The following is a 24,574-nucleotide window of genomic DNA, read 5'->3' as shown; positions in this document are numbered from 1 at the left end:
ACCATCATTCTAAACGGAAATAAGTTAAGAAATACGTTCGATAGCGATCTGGTGATTCGATTCAGTATCAATAGCGGCTCTTGGTCCTAAACCTGAGCCGTTACAGCACCCTGACAATAATAAAATGATAGTCACTAAGATTGACCATTTCATAATACTCTCCTGCTTATTTTAATTATCTATTCATAGAGTATAAATAAGCTAGGAGAGCAGAATGTGACCAAACTTATAAGTCCGTGATTTCACCTCCCTGTTAATCACAAACTTACTTCGTATTGTCAGAGCATATCGACTTGAGCCGTCAATATTTTTACAGCGTTAGCAGATAATTGACAAGCTGGTAGTACTCAGCAATTGTTTCTATGCCATCTGACTTAACGATGTACTTGTTGTTCACAACTACACCGGGGACACCTGATAAACCCGTCGCTTTAAACTGCTTATCAAAGCGTTTTTGCATTGAGTCTACTGCAAAACCGTTAAACGCAGAGTCAAACTTCTTAGCAGAAACACCGTTATCGGTAAAAACCTGACGAAGTTCGGCTTCATTGCTTGGGGCCTTCTTGAAGTCATGGATCTGTTTGAACATTGGCATCACAACCTGGTCTTCAACCTTCAACGCCACCATTGTTGCGTAAGCTTTTGCCATTGGAACAGCCATATTGTTGCCCATGAAAGACACGTGCACCTTCTGGAAAGATGCGCCATCAGGCAACTCATCCTTCAACCCTTCCATCACGGGTTCGAACCCGTAACAATGTGGACAATAGAAAGAAAAGAACTCTGTTACCGTTGGGGAGGAGGCCTTAGCGGTGTCCAAGACCGTATAGTGTTTTCCTTCAGAAAACTGTGCGGCATAAGCAGATAGGCTCATCAAGGTTGTTGCGACTAACAATATAATTTTTTTCATTTCAAACTCATTCTCTTAAAAATCCGATACGGATTTTATGCATTACTTTCTAATATCGTCACCAGTTTGGCAGACCCTAGGTCTTACCAAATACATGGTCTTTGATTCACGTTACAAAAAGAAAAAGTTAAGAGATTGGAGGCTTATAGAGGGATTGAACGAGGATATTCGTTTTGTTAGAGAGCTCTCTTTCAATAAGCGCCAAAGTATAAGAAGGGGTTAGAAGCAAACTCTGGCTCAGTGCAGACGGCGGATACAATGCATGGACAGCAGACATGCAACAGTGCGATGTCGAGTTAGCGTTGGTCTCTAGTACCAATGTACTATGCTCTACAGCATCAGCATAAACTATCTGTGTATTTGCAGCATCGATAGGGCATATGTCGTAATTACCAAATGACACAACCACAGACGCACTCGCATTAAAACTCATCATCAATAATGACATGAGCAAAAAGCAAGTAATCGTAATAGGTTGAGTACGAAGCAACATATAATCACTAATCGTTGAGAGTAGTTATCATCATACATAAAGGTATTCAGGTTAACAACGGTGAAATGGTTCACTATTGTAGGTGTCAATTCAAAATTGAGTTGAAAGGTGTAACCAATCAGCAGACAATCGAGGTTATACCATACTAAGAAAGTTTGTGGTCAAGGATAAACGTTTTACCCAACAAAACGGAATGGAAGGGACCGAATTGATTAGCACTAAATCTACGGGTAACCTATGCCCGATTCTGGAGACATCTCGATATATCATTCGAGCATTTGAGAGGACGGATCTAACTGTATTTGCACAATACAGAGCAGACAAGAATGTCGCTCGTTACCAGAGCTGGAACAATTACACCTACCAAGATGCTGTTAAGCTATTCGAAAGAATGGATTATTCCACCTTTGGAAGTTTGGGTCACTGGTACCAATTAGCCATAGAACAAAAATCCTCAAAGGTACTTGTTGGTGACCTTGCGGTTCATTTTATTGATCAAGAAAAAATGGAAGTTGGGTTCACTATCTCAGCAGAGAATCAAAGAGAAGGCGTTGCATTTGAAGCCCTGTCCGCTTTACTCGATTTTCTATTTTTCACACTCAATAAACAGAAAATCGTCGCCTTCGTTGATATGAAAAATGAGGCATCATACAAACTGTTAGAAAAAGCAGGCTTTAAACGTACCGCCAACCTAAAAGCCGATGATTCCCCGCAGGCGGGTTGGGGAGACGAGTATTTCTACATAAAACTTCATTCTATGCATAGCCATTCCATAAAGATCAACGACATCAAATAACCAGTAAGAGATGTATTTACCTCTTTCGTTGTCCTCCGTTCCCCCTTTTTTACTCTACATCCCATTAATGCAAACCCAGCTTTCGCATAGTGGAAGGGTATTCGTTAAAAAGTCTACCTCCCTCGATATAACCAAATGATAGCGAAGGTATATTTGTTATGCGCGTTATTACTACGTTATGTCTAGCGCTAACAAGACGCTCTTTATATTGGGATGTATTTTGTAGTTTCATTCCTTAACGTATTGAAAATAATTTATCAATAATTGATTAAGTGTTATCGCCACTAAAGATAATAATTATTTTTACCATATCCTACGGTCATAAATTAGGAGATATATATGTCAACTGAGACCCTACCGAATTCAAAACAAACACTGTTACAAAAATTTTCAGGCGTCTGTACTGCGATAATTCAACGGTACCTGCCAGACCCATTTCTTTTCGCGGCCATACTCACTTTTATTGTATTCTTATTGGTTATGCCTATTACAAATCAAAGTCCATTACAAGTTGTGGATGCGTTCGCTGGAGGGTTTTGGAAACTGCTCAAATTTGCGATGCAAATGGCTCTGGTCGTCGTAACGGGACAAGCCATGGCTTCTGCTCCTGTATTTAGGAGAGGATTGTCATATTTGGCCATGGCGGCAAAAACACCCGGCCATGCCATTCTTATGGTCACTATTGTGTCTGCCATTGCTTGTTGGATTAACTGGGGATTTGGTTTAGTTGTTGGTGCTATTTTCGCAAGAGAATTAGCCACAAGAGTGAAAGGGGTTGATTATCGCCTTCTTATTGCTTCCGCCTATACAGGTTTCCTATTCTGGCACGCCGGTTTATCCGGTTCCGTTCCGCTCGCATTGGCAAGTGGTAGCAATCTAGAAACAGTAACTGCAGGTGCGCTTACATCACCCATAGGTACAAGTGAAACGATTTTTTCCAGCATGAATATCATTATATTGTTGGTGATGTTGGCGGTTATCCCATTCTTAAATCGCGCTATGCACCCAACCGCTGAAAATGTCTTTACTATTCCGCCTAACTTATTGTTTGACGAAGAAGAAACTGAAAAATACGAACCGAAAACGCCCGCAGAAAAACTTGAGCACAGCCCTTGGATCAATCGAATTTTGGCTCTACTTGGTTTTACCTACATAGTGAGTTATTTTCTTGATAAAGGGTTTGCACTGAACCTCAACATTGTTAATTTTATCTTCTTATTTACGGCTATTTTGCTTCATGGTACGCCAAAACGATTGTTAAAAGCCGTCGCTGAAGGCACTAAAAATACCACCGGTATTTTACTACAGTTCCCTTTCTACGCAGGTATTATGGGCATGATGGTAGCAAAAGGGCCGGATGGTGTTTCACTTGCCGGCGCTATGTCTGACATGTTTGTGTCTATTTCAAATGAAACGACCTTTCCACTATTTACATTTTTAAGTGCAGGTATAGTCAACTTCTTCGTTCCTTCTGGAGGAGGTCAATGGGCTGTACAAGCGCCAATAATGATGCCTGCTGGCCTTGCATTAGGTGTCCCAGCGGCAAAAACAGCAATGGCCATCGCATGGGGAGACGCATGGACAAATATGATTCAACCGTTTTGGGCGTTACCGGCATTGAGTATTGCTGGCTTAAGTGCGAAGGATATTATGGGGTACTGTATTGTATCCCTATTGGCATCGGGAGTTATCATAGGTTTAGGGTTAATGATTCTATAATTTAATTATTAACGGGCTTTAAGAACCACAAATAATTCTATTTGTGGTTCTTTTTTTTTGGTATATCCAGTATCAACTCTCCCTTTCATAGCGTTCAGATAAATACTCTTTTAGCTCACATAAAGCCAAGCGTAATATCCAGACTGTAAATACTAAGTATAAAAGGCACATGGTTGTTAGTTATTACTATAAATCGAATATTTGGGGAGGTATGGAGTAATCATAATGTTTTCGTTTTACATCAACGGCAGTTTTATTGATTAGCTATCTATATTTATCTAACCTCACTAAGGTGTAACAAATACGATTACCAACCTAACCACTACATTCAATCTTTTTGGTTATACGGATGTAATTCATGCTCGATAGAATGGCTTTTTGTATCTATGTTATCCGTACAGGCTCTATCTTTGCAGCAGCCCGTAAAGTTAATGTTTTAGTTTCCGCAGGTAATCGATGGTGACAAAAAAAATGAGAAGAAATTTGAGGTAGTTTTGTATCGACGGGATAATCGTTTACTCAGCGCTTATCAAGCCACCAATGCCTTTACGACAACGTTGACAGGCAGCAAGATTTGGCGCTGATAGGCTTTAAGGCTGACACATCTGTTTTAGATTAGTAGAAATAGTAAGTTCCGCCTCTGTTGCTGCTTGCACTTGCTCAACACTATAACCAGCCGCGATTTCGGTCAGTTCCATTCCTTGTGGCGTAATAGTAATCACCCCCATTTCAGTCACAATCATATTTACTTGACCCGACGCTGTGAGGGGAAGCGTACAATTTTTGAGTAATTTTGCCTGTCCTTTTGCGGTATGCTCCATAGCAATAATTACCTTTTTAGCACCAACAACAAGGTCCATAGCTCCTCCCATACCCGGAACCATTTTTCCCGGTATGATCCAGTTAGCAAGGTTGCCTTTTTCATCTACTTGCAGTGCACCCAACACACTCACATCGACATGCCCACCACGAATAATGGCAAATGAATCTGCGCTATTAAAATAGCTTGCCCCCGTATCAGCCGTTATAGGCTGACCACCCGCGTTAACTAAATCAACATCGGTATCGCTTTCACCCGCCAATCCTGCAATACCTAATAAGCCATTTTCGGACTGCAGTAATACCTCGACATCGGAATCAACTTCATTGGCGACTAACGAAGGCATACCGATGCCCAGATTAATCACATCGCCATCGCTAAGTTCCTGAGCAATACGCCATGCAATAAGACGGCGCATCTGATGTTTATCCGCCTGCACTTTATTAGGAGAAACATTGCTTGATGGCATATTTTCACTATCGGTTTTCTGGGTCATCTTAGCGCCCTCCTTGATAGATATAATCAACAAATAAACCTGGTGTATGAACACACTCTGGTTCAATTTCACCTACTTTAACTACCTGTTCCGCCTCTACGATAACGAGATCGGCAGCCGTCGCCATTAGAGGGTTAAAATTTTGAGTCGTTTTCTTATAAAACACATTTCCACGTTCGTCCACCACAGAACCGCGTATAAAGGCGATATCGGCCCGAATCGGTTTTTCTAACAAAAATGGCTTTTCATCCACCATTATGATCTCTTTATTTTCCGCGACTAATGTCCCCAGTCCTGTCGGTGTTAATACCCCACCTAATCCAGCACCACCCGCGCGAATGCGTTCCGCTAGTGTTCCTTGAGGTACCAATTCAACCTCAAGTACGCCTTCGTTCATCTGTTTGCCTGTTTCAGGGTTGGTACCAATGTGCGATGCGGTTAATTTTTTAATTCGAGTGGCCGCTATCAGACGTCCGGAACCTTTGGTTGGTGTACCGGTATCGGTAGAAATTAATTTAATATCCTTAATCCCATTGTCTAGCAGAATATCGATTAACCCTTCTGGCGCGCCGTTTGCCATAAAACCACCGATCATTATCGTCATGCCGTCATGCAATCGATTGGCAATTGCCTCAGCTGATATCTCTTTTTTCATTTTCTCTACCTTATGATATCAATCACATTCGTTATGTGATTTAAATGAAACCACGTAATTATTTACATCGACGAATAATGACCGCCGTCCCCATTCCACCGCCAATACACAAAGAAGCCAAACCAAGGTCTTGTTGTTGTCGTTCCAGTTCATAGATAAGGCTCACCAGAATTCGGCTACCTGACGCGCCAAGTGGATGACCAAGTGCGATGGCGCCACCATTTCTATTGGTGCGCTCTAGAAGCCACTCTTGATCGACGTCATGCTGTGAAGCGAGCTGCTTTAAAACACCAAGTGATTGGGCGGCAAATGCTTCGTTGAGCTCTAGACAGGACATATCCTGTAGAGACAATGCGCTTTTCTCCAATGCTTTGGCTATCGCAGGTACTGGCCCCAGCCCCATAACCTCTGGCAATACACCGGCCTGTGCATAGCTAACCACTTCTGCAAGCGGAGTTAATTGATAGCGTTCAACCGCCGATTTAGATGCAAGTATGAGCGCTGCAGCACCGTCGTTAATACCCGAAGAATTACCGGCAGTCACCGTTCCTTCTTTAATAAACGCAGGGCGAAGTTTTGTCAGCGACTCTAATGTGGTTTCCGTTTTCGGGTACTCGTCAACATCCACGCTATATTGCTTACGACGATGAGAGACCGACACGGATTCTATTTCGCTTCTGAACGCATGGCTGTCAAGCGCAGCGGCGGCTTTCATCTGACTGTTTAGGGCAAATTCGTCCTGCTCTTGACGGGATATATTGAGTTTTTCAGCAATGTTCTCGGCGGTATTACCCATTGGATATTGATGAAATGCATCGGTTAGTCCATCAACAAAAATACTGTCTTCTACCACCTGTTGCCCCATGCGTACACCAGTGCGTGCTAGATGAGACTGTAGGAAAGGCGCTTGCGACATACTTTCCATCCCGCAGGCAACGACCACTTCCGCATCACCAGAACGAATGTGGCTAGCCGCATCCATAACCGTTTTCATACCGCTACCACAGATCATATTTAAGGTATAAGCGGGAACCGTTTCCGGGATCCCTGCTTGGATAGCCGCTTGACGTCCAGGACCCATTCCTATGCCCGCACTAAGTACATTTCCGACAATGACTTCATCAACAATCATCGGGTCTAACTTACTTTGCGTCAATGCAGCTCGGATAGCGATGGCACCAAGATCCGGTGCACTTAGGGGTGAAAGAGCGCCGTTAAAGCTTCCAATCGGAGTGCGCTTCGCCGCAACAATAAAAACAGGTTCCATACCGAATTCCTTGTGATTTATAGAGTGTGGTGTAAGAACTTAGTGTACTAGTGAACCTAAAAAAGTGTTATGGCGATCTGTTCAAACGCGGTTTGCAAAAATGCAAAGTGATGTATGCGACAAAAAGTCGAATGTCCTAAAGTTTGAAATAAAGCAGGCTATAAACGCACGGCGGTACTAAAAGCCGATGATTCCCTTCAGGCGGGTTGGGGAGAGGAATATTCCTACATAAAACGTCGTTCGATGCATGTTCGTTCCATAAAATTCAATAAAAAAATAGCCAGTAATAGTAATACCACGCTAAGTAAATTCGTCATCCATTACTTATCTAGATTGGTATAAATTACTGACTATTCATCGTCTATCTGAAACATCACGATTGTAACAAATTACTCTACCGTATCGTCAAAACCGAAGCCTTGCGCTTTTAGCGTTTTCGCGATTGTCGGAAAATAGACTTGGCTGTAAAACGAGCCTGTTGAGGCGGCATAACTAGGCATCTCTGTCATACCAATCTTATCCCACCATTGGCGAAGATCTTTATCGTATTGTTTTGCACCGTTCGCCACACTATCGGCATCATACTTCTCATTCATGGCGAAACTTTCTATTGCCACTCTCGGTTTAATCGCAGAAGGCACATTTTTATCTGGAACACCGATGGTTGTCCCTACTAATGGATACGTGTTTTTTGGCAAGCCAAGCAGCTCAATCATGGCTTGAGGGTCTCGACGAATCCCACCAATGGCAGTCGTACCATATCCCATTGCTTCCGCTGCAGTCTGAATGGCATTTAACATGATACCGGCATCAACAGCGCCGGCCATTATCCCCTCAGCAGCTCTAGGGATAACGATTTCTTGTCCAAGCTCTTTCATTACTGATTCGGCTCTAAAGTAATCCACTACGATGGCCACAAATATATCTGCGCCAGCAACTTGCGGTTGACCACCTGCAATATCCGCCACTTTCTGAATCGTCGCTTTATCCTGAATAACAACCAATGAAATTTGCTGGCCATTAACGGATGTTGGCGCTTGATGTGCCGACTTTAAAATCAATTCCAAATCTACTTGAGAAACCGCCTGACCAGAAAAACTGCGAACTGAACGACGATTTAGCATTTGTTCTATTGTAGGGTTCATTAATTCAACCTATTAAAGTTAGTTTTAATCGCTTATAGCGCTTTTCTATACTTAGCCATGCTATGCACTAGTAACCATATGATTATTATCTAAATAAACCAACAATTAAAGTAATAACTCTAATCCCCTAGTTCTTCTATTACAAAATCAATAAAGCAGCGTACCTTCGCTGACATGTGTTTTCTACTTGGATACACCATAAAAACCCCGACAGAGGGCTTAGCCCAATCTTGAAAGAGTTCAACCAGCTTCCCTGTCTCCAATTCATCTTTTAGCGCGAAACACGGAATCCGAAAGATCCCTTGACCTGCCACCGCAAGCCCAACTTCTAACGTTGAATTATTGGTCAATACATGACTTTCTACATGGACGAGTATCTGCTCACCGTTAAGATCCTCGAATGGCCAGACATTCGGTTGTTTCAGGTTGCTATAGCTGATGACTTTATGTCGATCCAATTCATAGGGATGTTGTGGCGTACCATGCTTGGCAAGGTAACTAGGGGACGCAAGCACTAACGCCTCTGAACTTGTTATCTTGCGGCTGATCAGACTTGAATCTTCAAGGCGCATAGTGGCTCGGATGACAACATCGAAGCCATCGGATACAAGGTCAACTTTTCGGTCATTGAGGTCAATATCTAACTGGATCTTCGGGTATTTTTCAATAAATTGATCCAAAATTGGGCCTAGATTAGAAAGACCATACGACATGGGGCAACTGATCCGCAATAGCCCATGTGGTTCACCTTGTTTCCCTACGATAGCGTTTTCTGCCTGCTCCGCATCTTCAATTATTTGATTACTCAGCTGAAAATAGAGCTCGCCTTCCGGTGTTAAACTCAATGACCGAGTAGTTCGATGCAGCAAGCGAACCCCTAATCGCGCCTCAAGTTTATTCACCTCTTTGCTGATGTAGGAAGAGGAATGCCCACTCACATCTGCGGCCAAGGTAAAACTCCCTAACTTAACCACCTGAACAAAAATTACCATGCCGTCTAACAGGTTGCTCTTTACCGCCATACGAGTGCCTTTTATATATCTGCTATAGCCATTGTTTTTCTATTAGGAACCACTTTCTGTATCTCGTCGTTTTCTATACACAATAAACGCAAAACAATTACCCTATCGCTCATTACAAGTCATTTGGAAATAATCAGTCCACATTTAGGGGATTAATAAACATATAAACTTCAATTAGAGTGTATCCATACCCCAAGAAAAAGAAAAGGCATTGATTATGAAAGTACTCGCATTCGCAGCAAGTAGCAGCAAAAACTCTATAAACAAACATCTAGCTCATTACGCCGCACAACAAATAGAAGGTGCACAGGTAGAGCTTCTAGACATCAATGATTATGAGTTACCACTATTTAATGAAGACCGAGAAAAAGAACTTGGCCAGCCAGAACTTGCGAAAGCATTCTATCAAAAGCTTGGCGAAGCAGATGCCATTGTTATCTCATTTGCAGAGCATAATGGTTCTTATACCGCCGCTTATAAAAACTTGTTTGATTGGACTTCTCGAATCAGCATGCAGGTGTTCCAAAATAAACCCATCATCATGCTAGCCACGTCTCCGGGTCCCGGCGGTGCAAGTAATGTTCTTGCCGCGGCACAAGGTTCTGCACCTCATTTCGCCGCCGATGTAAAAGGGGCGATATCTATCCCAAGTTTCTACGACAACTTTGATTTAGAAACCGGGCAATTAACCAATAAAGCTTTTGTTGATCAGCTGTTGAGTGCGATTTCTCAGCTCTAATCAACGTATCAACCCGTCATTGAACAAAAAAGGCAAAACAGAAGAACCATTCTGTTTTGCCTTATCGGCTAGCTTAACTCTCATTAGGGTATAAAAGTAAAACGCCTTCAAATTAATTTAATGGCGTTGTCGACAAAATTCACCTCTTCTTTACGCTAAATCCGCAGGTGCCTGCCGACGATCATTCATTCCATAATCACGAGTGACCTCGGCAACTCTTAGCCTGTAGTCAGAGAAGAGGTCATACCTTCCTTGTTTCTGCGCAAATTGATGTTGGATACTGTTCCTCCACTCTTTAACCGCATCTTCGTCACGCCAGAATGACAGGGAGAGAAAAGTGTCAGGGTTAATTAGGCTTTGAAAGCGTTCGACAGATATAAATCCATCGATACAACTTAACTCTTCTTTTAGCGATTGCGCAATTTTAAAGTAATTCTCTTTTCCAGTTGCTTTAGGCGTCACCTCAAACATTACAGCAATCATAAATATCTCCTTCTAGGGCTCTATCGTTACGACCTTCATGTGGCATGAAATAGCCCAATAAATCCCCCCCACACTGTGGTATTACCTGGCTCCAATTTTCAGCATCTTGCTCAAACAGTTCGACCTTGAACGGGTCAATACGATATTCAATGAAGCATGTGATTTGCATTGGTATTGTCTCCTCTTATGTTTTAAGGCAGTCTACGTCTTCTAAATAGATATGCTTCGATGACTATCGAACTAAGTAGCAAGTTTAAATGGAACCTAACATTGCTTATGTAGCGAATCTTGTCGGTGATCAAGCTCGCTCGAAAATGCTAATAGCACTAATGGGAGGGAAAGCCTTAACGGCAACAGAACTCTCCATTGAAGCTGACATAACGCCTCAAACGGCAAGCAGCCATCTACAAAAATTAGTTGATGGAGAATTGCTGACGGTTAGAAAACAAGGAAGACATAAGTACTTTCAATTGAAAAACCAGAACATAGCTGAACTTTTGGAACAACTACTCAATATCAGTGCCGCTATGGCAAGTAATAAGGTTGCAACCGGGCCAACCGATGAGAGATTGAAGCGTTCACGAGTGTGTTATGACCATCTGGCCGGTGAACTTGGTGTGATACTCTTCGACACATTGGTATCGCAAGGAATACTTATTGATACTTCAAATAGCACAGAGTTAACCGGCGAAGGAAAGAGCTTGTTTACGAGTTTGGGCGTTGATTTCACTCGCTTCAAACAAAGTAGACGCCCGGTATGTAAAGCTTGCTTGGACTGGAGTGAAAGACGAAACCACCTAGCCGGAAGTTTAGGGGAATGGATTCTAACGGATGCAATTAGTCAAAAGTGGGCGTTTCGAGATCTCGACTCTAGAGCAATCCATTTTTCTAAGAAAGGATTGGATGCCTTTGCTCGAAAGTACCGAATAGCAAAATCGACAATATGATTTGGAGTGTCGGTACATTGGCCTTAATGGAAACAACAGAGTCAGGTTTTAGCTTTTGATAGGTGTTTTTTTTGTAATTCAACGTTAACTGAAAATCTATGTTCGTACCTTGATTCACTACACATAAAGGGGCATTTTCGTGTTAACCAGTGGCAACTATTGTGGTTCAACAAAAATGCACGACCTGTCACAGGATATCTTCGTAGCTGCTAGCACGGAATTGGACAAAGGCTTGTTAGTCGACTGACTTAACTCATATTGACTCATCGTGTTATGACAAAAATTTCGTCAATTTGTGGTGTTCAGTTTCGGTAAATATAACGTAACCTATAGGTATGTTCGTATCCAGTTTTGATATTATAGACTCACTACTTTCTTTACCGAATCCTCCGCACAATTCAATCACTTCTACACCGAGATTAATCATTTCTTTGGCAGCATTAATAGCATCATCGTCATTACTTACGCCGATAATTTCTGTTTTAAACAAGTCTGTATCTAACAACTTCCGATCTACCTTATAGTCATAATTTTGAGCTTTGACGATAAATCCATAGTACTTAATCATGAGTCAATCCTTATAGGAGCGTTTCTACGCAATTGTAGATTATTGCGTCTAGATGATTAGCCTGCCACGCATTTCTGAACATTTGTGACAGAACCAACTCTACTCCTGCGAATAGTGTATTAATGTCTCTCTGTAGAGTGAGAGTAGAGTATCGCTGTCTACTTGAACGCCGACCTGTTGTGCAGGAAACAAGCCCCATTCATCATTCATATAGTTACGTTGATCAGCTTTCTGAATAGTCATCCCTTCCGCTGGCCCATCTGTGACAACCCTGACCGGACCACTACGAGTTGTAAAAAGAGATGGTTGGATAACATAAGCAATGGCTGATGGGTCATGAACATGACAAGCATCCATTCCTACTTTTTCAGAATAAAACTTTAAGTAGTAACGACTGATGTTCCAGATGAACTGCCCAACCTCTCCAGCGTCATCTCGCAACTCATCAAGGTATTGACTGGTAAAAAAGCTCTCCTGCGTAACATCGAGCCCGATAATGACTACTGGCCATGATGCCGTAAACACCTTATCGGCAGCATGAGGGTCATCATGAATATTCGCTTCCGCAAATGGTGTCACATTCCCTCTGTGGTCGTTTTCACCGAACGCGCCACCCATAACGACCACTTCTTTTACCAAGTCGACGATGTCAGGAGCAGCTTCCAATGCAAGTGCAAGATTAGTTAGAGGACCGACAGCCACAAGAGTGATCTCTCCAGGTTCAGCTCGAACACTGTCGATAATGAACTGATAAGCTGGCTTTTTAATCGCTTTAGAATCTAGCGAACTTGGTGCTGTCACATCACCCAAACCAGTCTCACCATGCACCACAACCGTTGCTCCAACGGGATCTCTTATTAAGGGCTTATCCGAACCTTTAGCAACGAGCGCCTTCATACTGAATTTCTGCTTCAGATAGAGAGCATTTTGAGTGCCATTGTCTATCGTCGCATTACCATAAACAGTCGTGATCCCCATCAGCTCAATATCTGGATGCGCTTCTGCAAATAGGATTGCCATTGCATCATCGATGCCCGGATCTGTATCTAAGATGATTTTCTTTGTCATATCAGCTTCTAATTAAACAGTTGAAAGGAGTAGACGATACCTAGAAAAAACACTGATAAACGTGACTTGAATCTCATGATGAGAGCATATTAACTTAAACGATAAAGGTTTGGATTATTCGTATAAATATTGTACTACGATCATTGTGTTTCCGTCTTTTCTGGGAAAATGAGTTACATTTTAATTTCTTTAGCTAACGGGTTAATTAATGAGCTGGAAGCACATGAAGACTTTGGGGCAAAAACGTGTTTCAAGTTGGCCTAATGAATGTTCGGAAATGGCACAGAATTAACGCCTTTACCAACTAAATATCTACTACGTTCACCCCTGATAGTGATAAAATCTCCACATCAGAATTATCGAGAACATCTATGTTTATCCATCATGTTAACGGCATCGACTGGCTGGTGATTACCGCCTTTGAAGAACTGAAACCTCTATTTATTGAAGAAGCCGGGGCGATTCCCGCTTGCTTCTCTAGCACCAGTGAATTGAGTCTGATTGATCAAGCCAAGCGCACTTATGGATATTTGCCTACACTCAGCGGCATCATCACCGATACCGGCACTTTTCAACGTCGGAATAATGAAGAAGATTTGAACCCACAGCTTGCCTGCCTAGTTGAGGGGCGTGGTCGGGTGTTTATCTATAACGGCGGCTTTGTGGCTTTTGTGGGTGACGAGCAAACCTTTATTACCCGAATGGACTGAAAATTATTCAGTAAGTTAAAATCGTAGAATTGGCATCCCTAGCCGTTCATCCGCAAGCGTTTCGTTTATTAACAGGGTGCAAATTGAATGGAGCCGGATCCTAGCTTCAAATAGCTTTCTGTTCGTCTGGTTCATCGAAAGTCATTTAGTTGCTAAATTGACCCTGAGCTTGCTCTGTTTACGATTCGGAGGTCTACCGCGACTAACAAAACTGGAAGCAATGAGAGAAGCATAACGATTGCCAGTGTCGAGATACTGCTAATGCCCAAAAGCCCCGACATGGCGACAAGCAGTGCTCCTCCTATCATTCTTAAAAAACCATCAATAGATGTTGCCAATCCTGCGCAATATTTGAAAGATTCCAGAGCCAGAGAAGTAGCAGAACCAGATAAAAGACTAAATCCAGCCGCTCCCAAGCCAGCCAAGGCAAAGAACAGATAAGTTGCATCAGAACTCACAAGCAATAGTCCTACGCCTCCAACTACGATAATTCCAGACCCAAAGCGCACCGTATTTCTACGACCAAACGATTTCATCAATTTAGGCGCAAAAAGACTGGCAAGTATTTGAGCTCCGCCAATGACTCCGAACATAACGGAGAACTGAACTTGAGAGAAACCGCCTTCGCTTATTGCCACAATAGGAGCAACAGAAATGTAGGTCAACAGCGCACCAAAGCTGAGCATGTTCGTCAGTGAGTAAACCAAAAATGTACGATTGCTTAAAATATCGCGCACGTTACATTTAAGCGCCTGTGTTCCCTCTATATCAACAGTGGCTTTAACACTCTGTTTAGGTTGGAGTACAAATGCTGATAGTACAAAAAGTGAGAACGCTAAGCCTGCCATGAGGTAAAATCCACTAGTCCAGCCCCACAAAAGTGCTAACCCGCTACCAATAAGTGGAGCAATCGTTGGCACTGCACTGGTCACGCCTCCCATATAACTCAACCATTTACCTGCGGCATCGCCTTCGTAGTTGTCCCGTATCCAAGCCATTGCCGTGATCATGGTGAAAGAGGCACCTACGCCTTGAAGAGCTCTTGCTGCATACAGCATACTCATAGAGGAAGATGCCACTACAGACAGGCTACCTGCGGCATACATAAATAACCCAAGCATTGCAGAGAATTTACGCCCTTTTCGGTCAGACACAGGGCCAGCAATTAGTTGGCTAATACCAAGAGCCAAAACGTAAATAGAAATGGTCTGCCTAATTTCACTGTCAGAAGCCGCGAAAGTCTCTATCATCTGGGGAAAAGATGGCAAGTAGACATCAATCGCTAGCGGCCCCAAAGGTATGAGTGAAAAAATGACTAGCAGCGGAAGAAATTTGTTACCTACCATCTTAAACTCCGTTACTGACTTATCGGTGAATATAACGACATACCAGAACGTGATGCTATGGCATTAACAAAGCCCATCAAACGTTCACTCACTTCAAGCTCAGCAATCATGGTGTAGTTTCTCACCTCGGAAAATGCGGCAATATCATCAACGTTCAATTCACGCTCACCTGACATAAGGGCATCAATATCGATGAATGATTCAAGGTCTTCCAAGAGTTGCTTAAGTTCAGGAAGGTAGTCTTGTGTCTTCTCCAGCGCCTGTTCAATGGATTGGCTTAATGTCTCTTTGCGTGACTCTACAAATATACTAAGAGCATCTGGTGTAGACAACTCAGGAAGATTGAGTTGTGGCAATCGTGGATATAGAAGCTGCGCAGAAACAGGGTAAAGCTGTTTTAGAAGGTTTTGTAACTCTTTCGATATTTCGTAGCTCGCGAACAACGGCTTATCTTGTTAATCCAAATAACGGATAATATCCAGACTCTCGACCATCACCGTATCATCATGATCATCCTGCTTGGGAAGCTCAAGTACGGGTACTGTCAATCGTTCCAATTTTCCTTCTAGTGACTCTGGTAATTGACCTAAAGTCATAGGGCTAATTTCACAATCCAGATGTTTAAGCCCAATAACGGTCTTAACACGAACACAAAATGGGCAGCTATCAAATACATGCAGTTTCATCATAAAGCTCCTATTAATTACCATGCCAAATCGAATAAGCCATGCGTTCTACATGAGCAGGCAAATACTCTTCATAGCCTTGCCAGTGGCTGAATTTAGGTAGCTTTATCGACTCTTTTAGCTCATCGACAGATTTTCCTTCTTGCAAACCATTCCAAACTGCGTCAAAAAGAGCCTGAGCAAATTCTTCACTTTCTTGTAGTAGTTTTGGCGAGTCGACAGGGACATGACCATTTATGATAGTGTCAAACTCCAGTTCTTTACGAACACGCTTTATCGTGTTCAATGTAGCAACATAGTCCTGCTCAATTAAGCGTCCTCCGCTGACTAAGTACTGTGGTAAATGCCAGTCTACTGCAACTAGTACTTTGTCTTCCGGCATGTGAACAATACTCATACAGTTGCCATCATTCTTGCCGTAGTAATGCAGGTCGACATTTTTGCCACCAAGACAAACGGTCATCTGGTCTTTGTAGGTTGTTGTTGGGTAGGCTACTTTGTCTTCTAGGTCTCGTGAAAGCAGATCGGTACAGTATTCTTGCGCGATAAATTCGGCGCCTTGTTCTTTGAAAATCTTGCCGCCACGAGAGTGGTCAAAGTGATCATGGGAGTAAATAACTTTTTTGACTGGCTTATCAGTCACTTTACTTATCTCTTTCATCATTTGTGCAGAGCGAACTTCCCCAGAAGGGTCAGTCACTATGACGCCTTCGTCGGTAACAACCACTAGGCTGTTATAAAAAAACTGGGAGTACTGATAAATACCGTCTTTTAGTTCTTTTAATACGGGCTTAGACGGGTCGAAATCCGCCGCACTAGCACCTGCGACCATTCCTAGCGTCAGAGTTAAAGTAGTCCGTTTTGAAGTAATCGACATTGTTCTTTCCTTTTCACCATTGAAGATAAAGTAAAATATAATTAATATCATCAAATAGAACAATACATCCAAAAGTAACTTTACTTAATACAAAAGGTATCAAATGGATAAATATCGGAATATGCAGCTATTTTGTACTGTTGTCGATAAAGGCAGCTTTTCCAAAGCAGCGAAAGCATTAGGTATTACCCCTGCTATTGTCGGCAGACACATTGCAGCAATGGAAGATTCTCTAGGGTTCGTGTTGTTGAATCGTACAACACGCAGCATGCATCTTACCCCAGGGGGAAAAACTTATTATGAAGGTGCACAAGCCGTATTGAGTGATATTGAACAATTAGAAGATTCGCTGACAACGGCTCACCAGAACAATCCTGAAGGCCTAATCCGGCTGTCTGCACCCGATGCGATGGGGCCTTTTTTAATGATGGTGATTAAAGAATTTCGCAAGGAATACACTGGGATTCGTTTTGACCTTGCTTTATCTAATAGCCACCTAAACTTAATCGAGGAAGAGATCGATCTCAGCATCCGATTCTCGTTCGAGTTACAAGATTCGTCTTATATTGCGACCAAACTCGGAGAGTCAGAGTTTGGCTTGTATGCGTCACCTTCATACATAAGCGAGTATCAAGCACCTTCCGATTATACCGACTTAAAAAATCATGATTGCTTACATATGGGAAATTCGAGAGATGGCGACTACTGGATGCTAACTGTCGATGGAAAAAGCCTTTCATATCGGCAGCCGTGGGTCGCTGTAATTTCAGATAGCAATACCTTAATACAAGCGACAGTGGATGGGATGGGTATAGCAATGATCCCTAGCATATTTGTTAATCCGCACGTTAACAGCGGTAGCTTAGTTAAAATTGAAAACGTAGCTGAATTTCCAATCGTGAACATTTATGGGATGTATCCAACTCGTAAACACGTACCTTACAGACTATCGCTGTTTTTGGAGCACTTAAAAGTTAACTTTGTTCGTATAGTTACGCCGTAAATAACTATACGTACTACGCGAGCTTTTGTTAGGACAATGTATAAGAGTGGTATTACGTTCGCCCTAACCCTTCATTAGAGAAAGTAAGGGAAATCAGAGTAATGGTGTAGAGAACTCACCAATATTGATGAGATAGCTATACTGATTATTCTAGGTAAGTGTCGATTTATAAAATATCTACGATGTTAAATATTATTCAAAAGACACTTATTATCGTGGTACTTGCTCAATACAGACAACTGTTAGTATTGATGTGCAGGTAAGTCTCTTTTTTCATAAGCATCTGCAAATGAGTGGTTTTTATCACGATGCTTGGCTTCATCCATACGGATCCTCAAGATGACATCGTATAACGTTGCGTCTGGTGAAAGCTGGTAATAGTCGATAGCAATTTGGGGAGCTGCAACGTTTTCAACCTCTCCGTCATCAATTTTACCAAGATACTCCGTATAGCTCTTACAAGCTTCCTCTTCAAAATAACCGACGACTCTATGAGCAATTTTTGAGGATACTAGGTAAATTAAAGTGTAAACCAATATAAATACACCTTGGCCAATAAGAACCAGAGCTCTTTCAATCCAGCTCGGTTTAGCAACATCCAAAAATATCATTAAGTGCATTCTTTCATTTTCTGCTTCATCCAATAATTCTCGGATCCAACCTTCATCGTCTTTCATGCGCCTTAACGCTTTCATATGGTTGAACATACCAGCGACCATTCCGGGAACAGCAGCGATGGTTTCTAAAATGACAGCACGCTTGGCATACTTGCTTCCGTAGAAAATGTTGAGCGTAAACTTCAGTATCTGAGTGATTTTATAGGCCACTTTCTCAGAGATTTTGGTGGCTGGTTTATGACTTAATTCAAAATGTGACATGGGAAACGCCTCTTATTCTCAATAACATCTTCAAGATACAGTGTTTTGGGAAAAAAGACTCAATTATTTTTTAATTTATCAAATTTATTTGTAAGAAAGTATTATTCAAAGTCAGTGTAAAGACGCGATGATTTGCGCTTTTTCGTATTAGTGTCATTAGAAGATAAACTGTCGGTCTAATTATCGAGCTTGAACTCATCTGTTTCAGAGGATGCCATATTTACTTCTTTCGCAAGGTTGGTATTTTTAAACCCGCTTCAGCTGATGCAATCAATATGCATAGCCTTTTTAATTGTGTTTCTTTTTTCTTGGCACTCATAACCCACCAAATAGAATCTCTTTTATAGGATGGCGCTAAATGAGTGAAGAATAACCAAGCGGGTTCGTTTCGCCTGATCTGTTCTTCATACTCTTTGGCAAGTGGCACATTTCTCTGCTCAGAGAAATAACCTTCTGTATCGGTTCTGTTGTTAAAAATATTGATTCCTTCTGGCTTCATCTTTCCAAGTTGTATTAATGTTTTTACCTTCTTTATGTTCACAGCACTCCATACGCTTTTTACTTTACGCGGAGTAAAGCGAATCATATAGCTTTCGTTATCGATTGTTTTTCGTATACCGTCAATCCACCCAAAACACAGAGCGCTGTCAACCGACGTAGACCACGTAAGGCTTGCACGCCCGGTGCTCTTTTTGTAAAAACCGACCCAAAGTTCACTAATTTCAGCATGATTCGCTTCTAACCAAACGTTAAACTCATCTTGGTTTTTGAAAAAAATCAGATCTGCCATCTTATTGTCTCCTTAGTTAGCCACCAATAGTTCGTCAACAATTACTGCATCGTCGAGCATTGTCTATGATATTCGAATATACCCACCGTCCTTTTGGAGGCTCAATTTCATCTAGAGGCGCCCTTAGGGCTAGGTTATTGTTTGATGTGCCAACCATTCTAAGATTGCTTGGTTTGTTTCTTCTGGCTTTTCTTGCTGGATCCAATGGCCACAATCTAGATTGACGATGTCTACATTAGGTACAAACTCTGTTAGTTTTTCAGATTTCGGGATCATATCTCGGTCGCCATAGATCATAAGCGTAGGCTGTTGGATAATTGGGTTCACTTCCGCCAGCAAGCGCCAGTTTCGGTCTAGGTTTCTATACCAGTTTATGCTGCCAGTGAACCCTGTTGAGTCAAAAGCTGATACAAAAACGGACAATTCATTGTTACTCATTATGGCCTCACCGAGCGGTGTTTCTACTCTGGCGAGATTGATCATCGCCATGCCTTGCTCTGGCTCTCTGGGCGGCTCATTTTTCCTGTACAGGTTGCGAAGGAACTGGAATGTATTCTGCTCCAATATGGCATCTGCGACACCTGGACGTCGATTAAAATGGACAAAATAGTAATCACTGCCAAGTATTTGTTCCATTAACTCGATCCAAGGGATCTCTCCACGCTCTTGGTAAGGCAAGCTCAGATTTATCACTTTGTTAACACGGTTCGGATGCAATAAGGCCAGCCCCCAAACGACCATCGCCCCCCAATCGTGACCAACAAAGGTGGCATCTTCGTATCCGTAGTGATCGAGAAGTGCGATAAGGTCACCTGACAAGTGTTCAATATCATAGGCCGTTACCTCTGTCGGGTGAGATGAGTTGCCATAACCCCTCTGATTTGGAACGATAACATGATAGCCCGCTCTTGCGAGCGCGGGTACCTGATAACGCCAAGAAAAGGCATGTTCTGGCCAGCCATGACAGAGCACAATGGGGTTTCCTACATTTTGCAAACCCGCTTCGAAGACTTCGAGTGTCACACCGTTGGCAGAAATAAGGGTGGGTTTAGGGAAATCGGTTGGATCAAACATTGTTTTTCTCCTTTATCTATTTTAAATGTTCAAACAGCGCCTCCTTTTAGGATGGCGCACTTTCCAGTGCCAGCGATTTACGGATGTACATTACACCTTCGTCATCTCTTTGCTGACGTGGACAGATAAAGTATATAAGGTAATGGTGACAAATAATGGCACCATTGAATGGAAACCTTACGATATGAATATTCGCTTACGACAAGACGCCATCGTGCGTATCCTTCGCCGCAACGGTACTTCAACGGTCGCCGACCTAGCGGATGAGGTTGGTACATCTAGGCGTACCGTATTACGTGATATCTGCACGCTGCGCGATGAGGGCTTTGTCATTCATTCTGAACCTGGGCCCGGAGGAGGCTTGCAACTTGATCCTCGCTCAATTCAAACCACAATTCGACTCTCGGTCGCCGAAGTCTTTGCACTTCTCATCAGCGTTGCATCGATGTATGCAACCGGAGGTATTCCATTTTCGGGGCTCGCAGATGTAGGGCTCGCCAAAATAGAGCGCGCATTGCCATCAGACAAGTTACGCGACCTGCGCCGTCTACTGGATTGCTTGTATGTTGCGAAACTTGCGCCGCAGGTGGACATAACCAATATGGGAGAAATGGACCCCGCGCTACTGCCCGCTTTCGAGACAGCCTTTTTGCAACGGCTGTATTTACGCTTTCAATACCGTGACGCAAAAGGAGCAGTAACCAACCGATATGTTGAACCGCAAGCTATGTTGATCTTGCCACCATTATGGTATTTGGTCGCTTGGGATCCGGCATGCGATGATTTCCGTCATTTTCGAATGGATCGAATCAGCACACCTGAATTTGTCGAAGGTAGCACATTTCTGCGGCGACACGTGCCGTTCGAAAATCACGTATCTCCAATTCGCAATCTGGCTCGTTAACTTTCACAAACATTATTCATTCGTTTGTTCAGGTCGGTCGAGTTGAGACAATTATTATACAGACAACAAGGGAAGAGGCTTTAGGCATCAACCTATCAGAGTTTGCGGCATTCACTCTATTGAACGACCCATATGGCGAAAGCTTAATCAAAGACTATTTTAAGCTCTATGTCGACTTAGCACTTCGATACGGAGTAGGTCTTCAATTGGAGTCCGCCACATGGAGAGCCAGCCACTCTTGGGGGAAAAAATTGGGTTATACAAAAGATCAACTTGAACAGATGAATCATAAAGCGACGGCAGAAATGGTATGCGCATGCACCATACCGGAGTACAAAGAAGCAACAGGAATAGTGTTAGCGGCTAAAGAGGCCGATATCCTTGTCGTTATTGGTTTCACATTAGAAATAGATGGTCGGCTACCTAGCAGCCAGTCTATGAGAGAAGCCATCGATTTTGTTGATAGAGAAACGCAAAACTACGTTTCGTACTACATGATTAATTGTGTTCACCCAATTCACCTAACGAATACCTTGAAGCGCAATGAATCAAGGAAAAAAGGATTCAAAGTATAAGAGTGAATGGGAGCGAAATCGTGAGAGGACGCTCCTTCTGATAACCACAAGCCCCGTGGTACAGATCCAAGATGCTTTAAGGATTACTTTTCTAACTGCTTACCTAAAGTTAACCATGTATCGACTACGGTATCAGGGTTAAGAGATATAGAACTAATACCTTCATCAATTAACCACTTAGCAAAGTCTTGATGATCTGACGGGCCCTGCCCGCATATGCCCACATATTTACCCGCTCGACTTGCTGCGTCGATAGCCATTTTCAGCATTGCTTTTACGGCCGCGTTTCTTTCATCAAAGATATGTGCCACATCACCAGAATCTCTATCCAGTCCAAGAGTCAATTGAGTCATATCATTAGACCCAATTGAAAAACCATCAAAGTATTGAAGAAACTCATCAGCCAACACAGCATTAGATGGCAGCTCACACATCATAATCACTTTCAGCCCTTTTTCACCTCTTCGAAGATCAAATTTTGCTAAAAGCTCAATCACTGAGGACGCTTCGCTTAGTGTTCGAACAAACGGGATCATTATCTCCACATTCTTAAGACCCATATTGTTTCGAACTCGTTTAATGGCTCTGGTCTCTAATTCGAAACAGTCTTCAAAATCCGATGATACGTATCGTGACGCCCCTCTAAAACCAAGCATAGGGTTCTCTTCATGTGGTTCATACTCTTTTCCTCCAATAAGATTGCTATATTCATTCGATTTAAAGTCAGACATGCGAACAATCACCCGCTTAGGCCAAAATGCGGCCGCTATCGTAGATATACCTTCTGACAACTTCGCGACATAAAACTCAATTGGATCGGCATAACCACGTATCAGTTGGTCAATTTTTTTTTGCGTTTCCACCGACTGTTTATTGTAATTAATCAGAGCCTTAGGATGAATTCCAATCATCTTGTTGATGATAAACTCTAAACGAGCCAAGCCAACACCTTCATTTGGCATACAAGCAAAACCAAATGCTCTATCTGGATTACCAACATTCATCATCACTTTTGCTGGCAATTGCGGTAACTCATCAACCTCTGAACGTCGAACCTCAAAATCCAACTCGCCCTGATAAACAAACCCGGTCTCCCCTTCCGCACAAGAGACCGTCACTAGCTGTTGGTTATTTAATTGTGAAGTGGCGTCATGACAACCGACGATAGCTGGGATCCCAAGCTCACGAGCAATTATAGCCGCATGACAGGTTCGACCGCCTCGATTGGTTACAATAGCAGATGCCTTTTTCATCACAGGTTCCCAATCGGGATCTGTCATATCCGTGACTAAGACATCGCCTTGCTGAACATATTCCATTTCACTCAAATCTTTCACAAGGCGAACAGGACCAAAACCAATCTTCTGACCAATAGACCGCCCTTCAACAAGAATATCGGCTTTGCTATTGAGTTGGAACCTTTCGATAACTTTGGTATCGCTTCTTGAGCAAACTGTTTCTGGTCTAGCTTGAACAATAAATAGTTCGTCGGTCAAGCCATCCTTAGCCCACTCAATATCCATTGGGCAGCCATAGTGTTCTTCGATGATCATTGCCTGATGAGCTAATAGAACGATCTCTTGTTCAGTAATTGAGAACGTTTCTTGCTCGGCAATACTAGTACTGCCGATCTCAACCTGCTTCCCTAATTGTCGACTGCCTCCATAGGTCATTTTTGTTAACTTAGAGCCCATGGTCTTCTTCAAAATTGGATGATACCCCATACCCAGAATAGGTTTGTGAACATAAAATTCATCTGGGTTCACCGCTCCCTGAACAACCATTTCACCCAACCCCCATGAGGAGGTAATAAATACAACCTGATCAAATCCGGACTCGGTATCCAAAGTAAACAGGACGCCTGATGCGCCTTTATCAGAGCGCACCATCCTCTGAATACCCGCAGATAATGCTACACCTCTATGGTCAAATCCTTGATGAACACGGTACGAAATGGCTCTATCGTTAAACAATGAAGCAAATACATGCTTTGTCGCTTCAATGACAGAATCTATCCCACAGATATTCAAAAACGTCTCTTGTTGTCCAGCAAAAGAAGCATCTGGCAGATCCTCTGCCGTCGCTGACGAACGCACGGCAACAGACATACTATCGTCACCATCGATAAGCTCAGCATAACAATGGCGAATATCTTGCTCTAACGATGGAGGTAGCGGAGCTTGTAACACCCAATTTCTGATCTTTTCACCAGCTTCTCTTAAGGCTACTACGTCTTCCACATCAAGCAGGTCTAAAATTGAATGAATACGTTCATCCAGTCCGTCAAAGTCCAAAAACTGATTAAAGGCATACGATGTTGTAGCAAACCCGTTGGGGACGGACACACCAACTTGAGCTAAATTCGATACCATTTCACCGAGTGACGCATTTTTTCCACCAACTTTATCCACATCATTCATTGATAAAGTATTGAACCAAAGTACGTTCTGTTTCACGTTGTTTCTCCTGAGCTGTGTCGCTAATCTTGTAGGGGGAAAGCAATTATTTCCGTCGTTATCTTGTTGCAAATATCCAATATCGAACAGAAAACTGATTTGCATGGTGTTAGTATCAGTATTATTCTTATACAAATATAAAATATT

Annotated in this window: 28 protein-coding genes and 1 pseudogene; 9 read left to right on the top strand and 20 right to left on the bottom strand. The window is 42.6% G+C overall.

What is annotated here, in order from left to right:
- Window positions 1-24 precede the first annotated feature (24 nt).
- The 3 genes from IUZ65_RS23455 to IUZ65_RS21550 all read right to left on the bottom strand — a co-directional run bounded on the left by IUZ65_RS23455 (window position 25) and on the right by IUZ65_RS21550 (window position 1,346).
- Complete coding sequence (locus tag IUZ65_RS23455; protein ID WP_269213791.1) at window positions 25-153, bottom strand: hypothetical protein; 129 nt, start codon at window positions 151-153, stop codon at window positions 25-27.
- Window positions 154-310: 157 nt separating this feature from the next.
- A complete protein-coding gene (locus IUZ65_RS21555) occupies window positions 311-910 on the bottom strand; it encodes a thiol:disulfide interchange protein DsbA/DsbL (RefSeq protein ID WP_195706063.1) in 600 nt (199 codons plus the stop codon).
- A gap of 127 nt (window positions 911-1,037) precedes the next feature.
- Window positions 1,038-1,346, bottom strand: a complete 309-nt coding sequence (locus IUZ65_RS21550) for a hypothetical protein (RefSeq protein ID WP_231363618.1) — start codon at window positions 1,344-1,346, stop codon at window positions 1,038-1,040.
- Between the two features lie 214 nt (window positions 1,347-1,560).
- Between IUZ65_RS21550 and IUZ65_RS21545 the strand changes: the two genes are divergently transcribed.
- The 3 genes and pseudogenes from IUZ65_RS21545 to IUZ65_RS21535 form a co-directional block, all read left to right on the top strand.
- A complete protein-coding gene (locus IUZ65_RS21545; protein ID WP_231363617.1) occupies window positions 1,561-2,199 on the top strand; it encodes a GNAT family N-acetyltransferase in 639 nt (212 codons plus the stop codon).
- A 339-nt stretch (window positions 2,200-2,538) separates the two neighbouring features.
- Entirely contained in the window at window positions 2,539-3,918 is a 1,380-nt protein-coding gene (locus IUZ65_RS21540) for a short-chain fatty acid transporter (RefSeq protein WP_195706061.1), read from the top strand.
- Window positions 3,919-4,276: 358 nt separating this feature from the next.
- Window positions 4,277-4,454, top strand: a pseudogene (locus tag IUZ65_RS21535) (LysR family transcriptional regulator); the annotation flags it as partial.
- Window positions 4,455-4,508: 54 nt separating this feature from the next.
- Here the strand turns inward: IUZ65_RS21535 and IUZ65_RS21530 are convergent.
- The 5 genes from IUZ65_RS21530 to IUZ65_RS21510 all read right to left on the bottom strand — a co-directional run bounded on the left by IUZ65_RS21530 (window position 4,509) and on the right by IUZ65_RS21510 (window position 9,323).
- Window positions 4,509-5,207: a 3-oxoacid CoA-transferase subunit B gene (locus IUZ65_RS21530; RefSeq protein WP_195706472.1), complete on the bottom strand. Its 699-nt coding sequence runs from the start codon at window positions 5,205-5,207 to the stop codon at window positions 4,509-4,511.
- A 28-nt stretch (window positions 5,208-5,235) separates the two neighbouring features.
- Complete coding sequence (locus IUZ65_RS21525) at window positions 5,236-5,889, bottom strand: CoA transferase subunit A (protein ID WP_195706060.1); 654 nt, start codon at window positions 5,887-5,889, stop codon at window positions 5,236-5,238.
- A gap of 58 nt (window positions 5,890-5,947) precedes the next feature.
- Window positions 5,948-7,156: an acetyl-CoA C-acetyltransferase gene (locus tag IUZ65_RS21520; protein WP_195706059.1), complete on the bottom strand. Its 1,209-nt coding sequence runs from the start codon at window positions 7,154-7,156 to the stop codon at window positions 5,948-5,950.
- Between the two features lie 389 nt (window positions 7,157-7,545).
- Window positions 7,546-8,301, bottom strand: a complete 756-nt coding sequence (locus IUZ65_RS21515; RefSeq protein ID WP_195706058.1) for a nitroreductase family protein — start codon at window positions 8,299-8,301, stop codon at window positions 7,546-7,548.
- Window positions 8,302-8,420: 119 nt separating this feature from the next.
- Window positions 8,421-9,323 carry a LysR family transcriptional regulator gene (locus IUZ65_RS21510; protein ID WP_195706057.1) on the bottom strand — a complete coding sequence of 301 codons (903 nt, stop codon included), beginning with the start codon at window positions 9,321-9,323 and terminating at the stop codon, window positions 8,421-8,423.
- A 217-nt stretch (window positions 9,324-9,540) separates the two neighbouring features.
- On the opposite strand from IUZ65_RS21510, the gene IUZ65_RS21505 reads away from it, so the two are divergent.
- Window positions 9,541-10,062, top strand: coding sequence for an NADPH-dependent FMN reductase (locus IUZ65_RS21505; protein WP_195706056.1), 522 nt, complete (start codon window positions 9,541-9,543; stop codon window positions 10,060-10,062).
- A 150-nt stretch (window positions 10,063-10,212) separates the two neighbouring features.
- Here the strand turns inward: IUZ65_RS21505 and IUZ65_RS21500 are convergent, their stop codons facing one another.
- The gene (locus IUZ65_RS21500) at window positions 10,213-10,545 is read right to left on the bottom strand and encodes an antibiotic biosynthesis monooxygenase family protein (RefSeq protein WP_195706055.1); all 333 of its coding nucleotides are present in this window, start codon (window positions 10,543-10,545) and stop codon (window positions 10,213-10,215) included.
- Window positions 10,526-10,714, bottom strand: a complete 189-nt coding sequence (locus IUZ65_RS21495; protein WP_195706054.1) for an NIPSNAP family protein — start codon at window positions 10,712-10,714, stop codon at window positions 10,526-10,528. Before IUZ65_RS21495 ends, IUZ65_RS21500 begins: the two co-directional genes overlap by 20 nt.
- A gap of 88 nt (window positions 10,715-10,802) precedes the next feature.
- Here IUZ65_RS21495 and IUZ65_RS21490 point away from each other — a divergent pair, with 88 nt between their 5' ends.
- Window positions 10,803-11,492, top strand: a complete 690-nt coding sequence (locus IUZ65_RS21490; protein WP_195706053.1) for an ArsR/SmtB family transcription factor — start codon at window positions 10,803-10,805, stop codon at window positions 11,490-11,492.
- A gap of 271 nt (window positions 11,493-11,763) precedes the next feature.
- On the opposite strand, the gene IUZ65_RS21485 is transcribed toward IUZ65_RS21490, so the two are convergent.
- Both IUZ65_RS21485 and IUZ65_RS21480 read right to left on the bottom strand, forming a co-directional pair.
- Window positions 11,764-12,060 (bottom strand): DUF6506 family protein, encoded by a 297-nt coding sequence (locus IUZ65_RS21485; protein ID WP_195706052.1) that lies wholly within the window; start codon window positions 12,058-12,060, stop codon window positions 11,764-11,766.
- 99 nt (window positions 12,061-12,159) lie between these two features.
- On the bottom strand, window positions 12,160-13,128 hold the full coding sequence (locus IUZ65_RS21480; RefSeq protein ID WP_195706051.1) for a nucleoside hydrolase: 969 nt from the start codon (window positions 13,126-13,128) through the stop codon (window positions 12,160-12,162).
- A 371-nt stretch (window positions 13,129-13,499) separates the two neighbouring features.
- Here IUZ65_RS21480 and IUZ65_RS21475 point away from each other — a divergent pair, with 371 nt between their 5' ends.
- On the top strand, window positions 13,500-13,838 hold the full coding sequence (locus IUZ65_RS21475) for a cytosolic protein (protein WP_195706050.1): 339 nt from the start codon (window positions 13,500-13,502) through the stop codon (window positions 13,836-13,838).
- A gap of 152 nt (window positions 13,839-13,990) precedes the next feature.
- Here the strand turns inward: IUZ65_RS21475 and IUZ65_RS21470 are convergent, their stop codons facing one another.
- Genes IUZ65_RS21470 through IUZ65_RS21455 form a run of 4 tightly spaced genes read right to left on the bottom strand, consistent with a single transcriptional unit; the run spans window position 13,991 to window position 16,747 of the window.
- Complete coding sequence (locus IUZ65_RS21470; RefSeq protein ID WP_195706049.1) at window positions 13,991-15,184, bottom strand: MFS transporter; 1,194 nt, start codon at window positions 15,182-15,184, stop codon at window positions 13,991-13,993.
- An 11-nt stretch (window positions 15,185-15,195) separates the two neighbouring features.
- Window positions 15,196-15,627 carry a hypothetical protein gene (locus IUZ65_RS21465; RefSeq protein WP_229638273.1) on the bottom strand — a complete coding sequence of 144 codons (432 nt, stop codon included), beginning with the start codon at window positions 15,625-15,627 and terminating at the stop codon, window positions 15,196-15,198.
- Between the two features lie 12 nt (window positions 15,628-15,639).
- Window positions 15,640-15,873: a glutathione S-transferase N-terminal domain-containing protein gene (locus tag IUZ65_RS21460; protein WP_229638272.1), complete on the bottom strand. Its 234-nt coding sequence runs from the start codon at window positions 15,871-15,873 to the stop codon at window positions 15,640-15,642.
- Between the two features lie 10 nt (window positions 15,874-15,883).
- The gene (locus IUZ65_RS21455) at window positions 15,884-16,747 is read right to left on the bottom strand and encodes an MBL fold metallo-hydrolase (protein WP_195706048.1); all 864 of its coding nucleotides are present in this window, start codon (window positions 16,745-16,747) and stop codon (window positions 15,884-15,886) included.
- A 103-nt stretch (window positions 16,748-16,850) separates the two neighbouring features.
- Here IUZ65_RS21455 and IUZ65_RS21450 point away from each other — a divergent pair, with 103 nt between their 5' ends.
- Window positions 16,851-17,750, top strand: a complete 900-nt coding sequence (locus IUZ65_RS21450) for a LysR family transcriptional regulator (protein WP_195706047.1) — start codon at window positions 16,851-16,853, stop codon at window positions 17,748-17,750.
- A 242-nt stretch (window positions 17,751-17,992) separates the two neighbouring features.
- Here the strand turns inward: IUZ65_RS21450 and IUZ65_RS21445 are convergent, their stop codons facing one another.
- The 3 genes from IUZ65_RS21445 to IUZ65_RS21435 form a co-directional block, all read right to left on the bottom strand.
- Complete coding sequence (locus tag IUZ65_RS21445) at window positions 17,993-18,628, bottom strand: alternative oxidase (RefSeq protein ID WP_195706046.1); 636 nt, start codon at window positions 18,626-18,628, stop codon at window positions 17,993-17,995.
- Between the two features lie 220 nt (window positions 18,629-18,848).
- Entirely contained in the window at window positions 18,849-19,418 is a 570-nt protein-coding gene (locus tag IUZ65_RS21440) for a YdeI/OmpD-associated family protein (protein ID WP_195706045.1), read from the bottom strand.
- Window positions 19,419-19,547: 129 nt separating this feature from the next.
- Complete coding sequence (locus IUZ65_RS21435; protein WP_195706044.1) at window positions 19,548-20,492, bottom strand: alpha/beta fold hydrolase; 945 nt, start codon at window positions 20,490-20,492, stop codon at window positions 19,548-19,550.
- A 184-nt stretch (window positions 20,493-20,676) separates the two neighbouring features.
- Between IUZ65_RS21435 and IUZ65_RS21430 the strand changes: the two genes are divergently transcribed.
- Complete coding sequence (locus tag IUZ65_RS21430) at window positions 20,677-21,396, top strand: helix-turn-helix transcriptional regulator (protein ID WP_195706471.1); 720 nt, start codon at window positions 20,677-20,679, stop codon at window positions 21,394-21,396.
- A gap of 119 nt (window positions 21,397-21,515) precedes the next feature.
- Window positions 21,516-21,971: a homocysteine S-methyltransferase family protein gene (locus IUZ65_RS21425; protein WP_195706043.1), complete on the top strand. Its 456-nt coding sequence runs from the start codon at window positions 21,516-21,518 to the stop codon at window positions 21,969-21,971.
- 83 nt (window positions 21,972-22,054) lie between these two features.
- Here IUZ65_RS21425 and ppsA read toward each other — a convergent pair whose 3' ends face one another.
- Window positions 22,055-24,427, bottom strand: a complete 2,373-nt coding sequence (ppsA, locus tag IUZ65_RS21420) for a phosphoenolpyruvate synthase (protein ID WP_195706042.1) — start codon at window positions 24,425-24,427, stop codon at window positions 22,055-22,057.
- Window positions 24,428-24,574 lie beyond the last annotated feature (147 nt).

It is taken from the genome of Vibrio sp. VB16 (genome assembly GCF_015594925.2).
Lineage (GTDB): Bacteria > Pseudomonadota > Gammaproteobacteria > Enterobacterales > Vibrionaceae > Vibrio.
Note: the sequence above shows the minus strand (reverse complement) of the source record. Positions and strands in the feature narration are given on the sequence as shown.

Excerpts from the sequence above, each read along its gene's own strand:
- IUZ65_RS23455 (WP_269213791.1), bottom strand. The coding sequence starts at position 153 with ATGAAATGGTCAATCTTAGTGACTATCATTTTATTATTGTCAGGGTGC.
- IUZ65_RS21555 (WP_195706063.1), bottom strand. The coding sequence starts at position 910 with ATGAAAAAAATTATATTGTTAGTCGCAACAACCTTGATGAGCCTATCT.
- IUZ65_RS21550 (WP_231363618.1), bottom strand. The coding sequence starts at position 1,346 with ATGATGAGTTTTAATGCGAGTGCGTCTGTGGTTGTGTCATTTGGTAAT.
- IUZ65_RS21540 (WP_195706061.1), top strand. The coding sequence starts at position 2,539 with ATGTCAACTGAGACCCTACCGAATTCAAAACAAACACTGTTACAAAAA.
- IUZ65_RS21530 (WP_195706472.1), bottom strand. The coding sequence starts at position 5,207 with ATGCCATCAAGCAATGTTTCTCCTAATAAAGTGCAGGCGGATAAACAT.
- IUZ65_RS21525 (WP_195706060.1), bottom strand. The coding sequence starts at position 5,889 with ATGAAAAAAGAGATATCAGCTGAGGCAATTGCCAATCGATTGCATGAC.
- IUZ65_RS21520 (WP_195706059.1), bottom strand. The coding sequence starts at position 7,156 with ATGGAACCTGTTTTTATTGTTGCGGCGAAGCGCACTCCGATTGGAAGC.
- IUZ65_RS21515 (WP_195706058.1), bottom strand. The coding sequence starts at position 8,301 with ATGAACCCTACAATAGAACAAATGCTAAATCGTCGTTCAGTTCGCAGT.
- IUZ65_RS21510 (WP_195706057.1), bottom strand. The coding sequence starts at position 9,323 with ATGGCGGTAAAGAGCAACCTGTTAGACGGCATGGTAATTTTTGTTCAG.
- IUZ65_RS21505 (WP_195706056.1), top strand. The coding sequence starts at position 9,541 with ATGAAAGTACTCGCATTCGCAGCAAGTAGCAGCAAAAACTCTATAAAC.
- IUZ65_RS21500 (WP_195706055.1), bottom strand. The coding sequence starts at position 10,545 with ATGATTGCTGTAATGTTTGAGGTGACGCCTAAAGCAACTGGAAAAGAG.
- IUZ65_RS21495 (WP_195706054.1), bottom strand. The coding sequence starts at position 10,714 with ATGCAAATCACATGCTTCATTGAATATCGTATTGACCCGTTCAAGGTC.
- IUZ65_RS21490 (WP_195706053.1), top strand. The coding sequence starts at position 10,803 with ATGGAACCTAACATTGCTTATGTAGCGAATCTTGTCGGTGATCAAGCT.
- IUZ65_RS21485 (WP_195706052.1), bottom strand. The coding sequence starts at position 12,060 with ATGATTAAGTACTATGGATTTATCGTCAAAGCTCAAAATTATGACTAT.
- IUZ65_RS21480 (WP_195706051.1), bottom strand. The coding sequence starts at position 13,128 with ATGACAAAGAAAATCATCTTAGATACAGATCCGGGCATCGATGATGCA.
- IUZ65_RS21475 (WP_195706050.1), top strand. The coding sequence starts at position 13,500 with ATGTTTATCCATCATGTTAACGGCATCGACTGGCTGGTGATTACCGCC.
- IUZ65_RS21470 (WP_195706049.1), bottom strand. The coding sequence starts at position 15,184 with ATGGTAGGTAACAAATTTCTTCCGCTGCTAGTCATTTTTTCACTCATA.
- IUZ65_RS21460 (WP_229638272.1), bottom strand. The coding sequence starts at position 15,873 with ATGATGAAACTGCATGTATTTGATAGCTGCCCATTTTGTGTTCGTGTT.
- IUZ65_RS21455 (WP_195706048.1), bottom strand. The coding sequence starts at position 16,747 with ATGTCGATTACTTCAAAACGGACTACTTTAACTCTGACGCTAGGAATG.
- IUZ65_RS21450 (WP_195706047.1), top strand. The coding sequence starts at position 16,851 with ATGGATAAATATCGGAATATGCAGCTATTTTGTACTGTTGTCGATAAA.
- IUZ65_RS21445 (WP_195706046.1), bottom strand. The coding sequence starts at position 18,628 with ATGTCACATTTTGAATTAAGTCATAAACCAGCCACCAAAATCTCTGAG.
- IUZ65_RS21440 (WP_195706045.1), bottom strand. The coding sequence starts at position 19,418 with ATGGCAGATCTGATTTTTTTCAAAAACCAAGATGAGTTTAACGTTTGG.
- IUZ65_RS21435 (WP_195706044.1), bottom strand. The coding sequence starts at position 20,492 with ATGTTTGATCCAACCGATTTCCCTAAACCCACCCTTATTTCTGCCAAC.
- IUZ65_RS21430 (WP_195706471.1), top strand. The coding sequence starts at position 20,677 with ATGAATATTCGCTTACGACAAGACGCCATCGTGCGTATCCTTCGCCGC.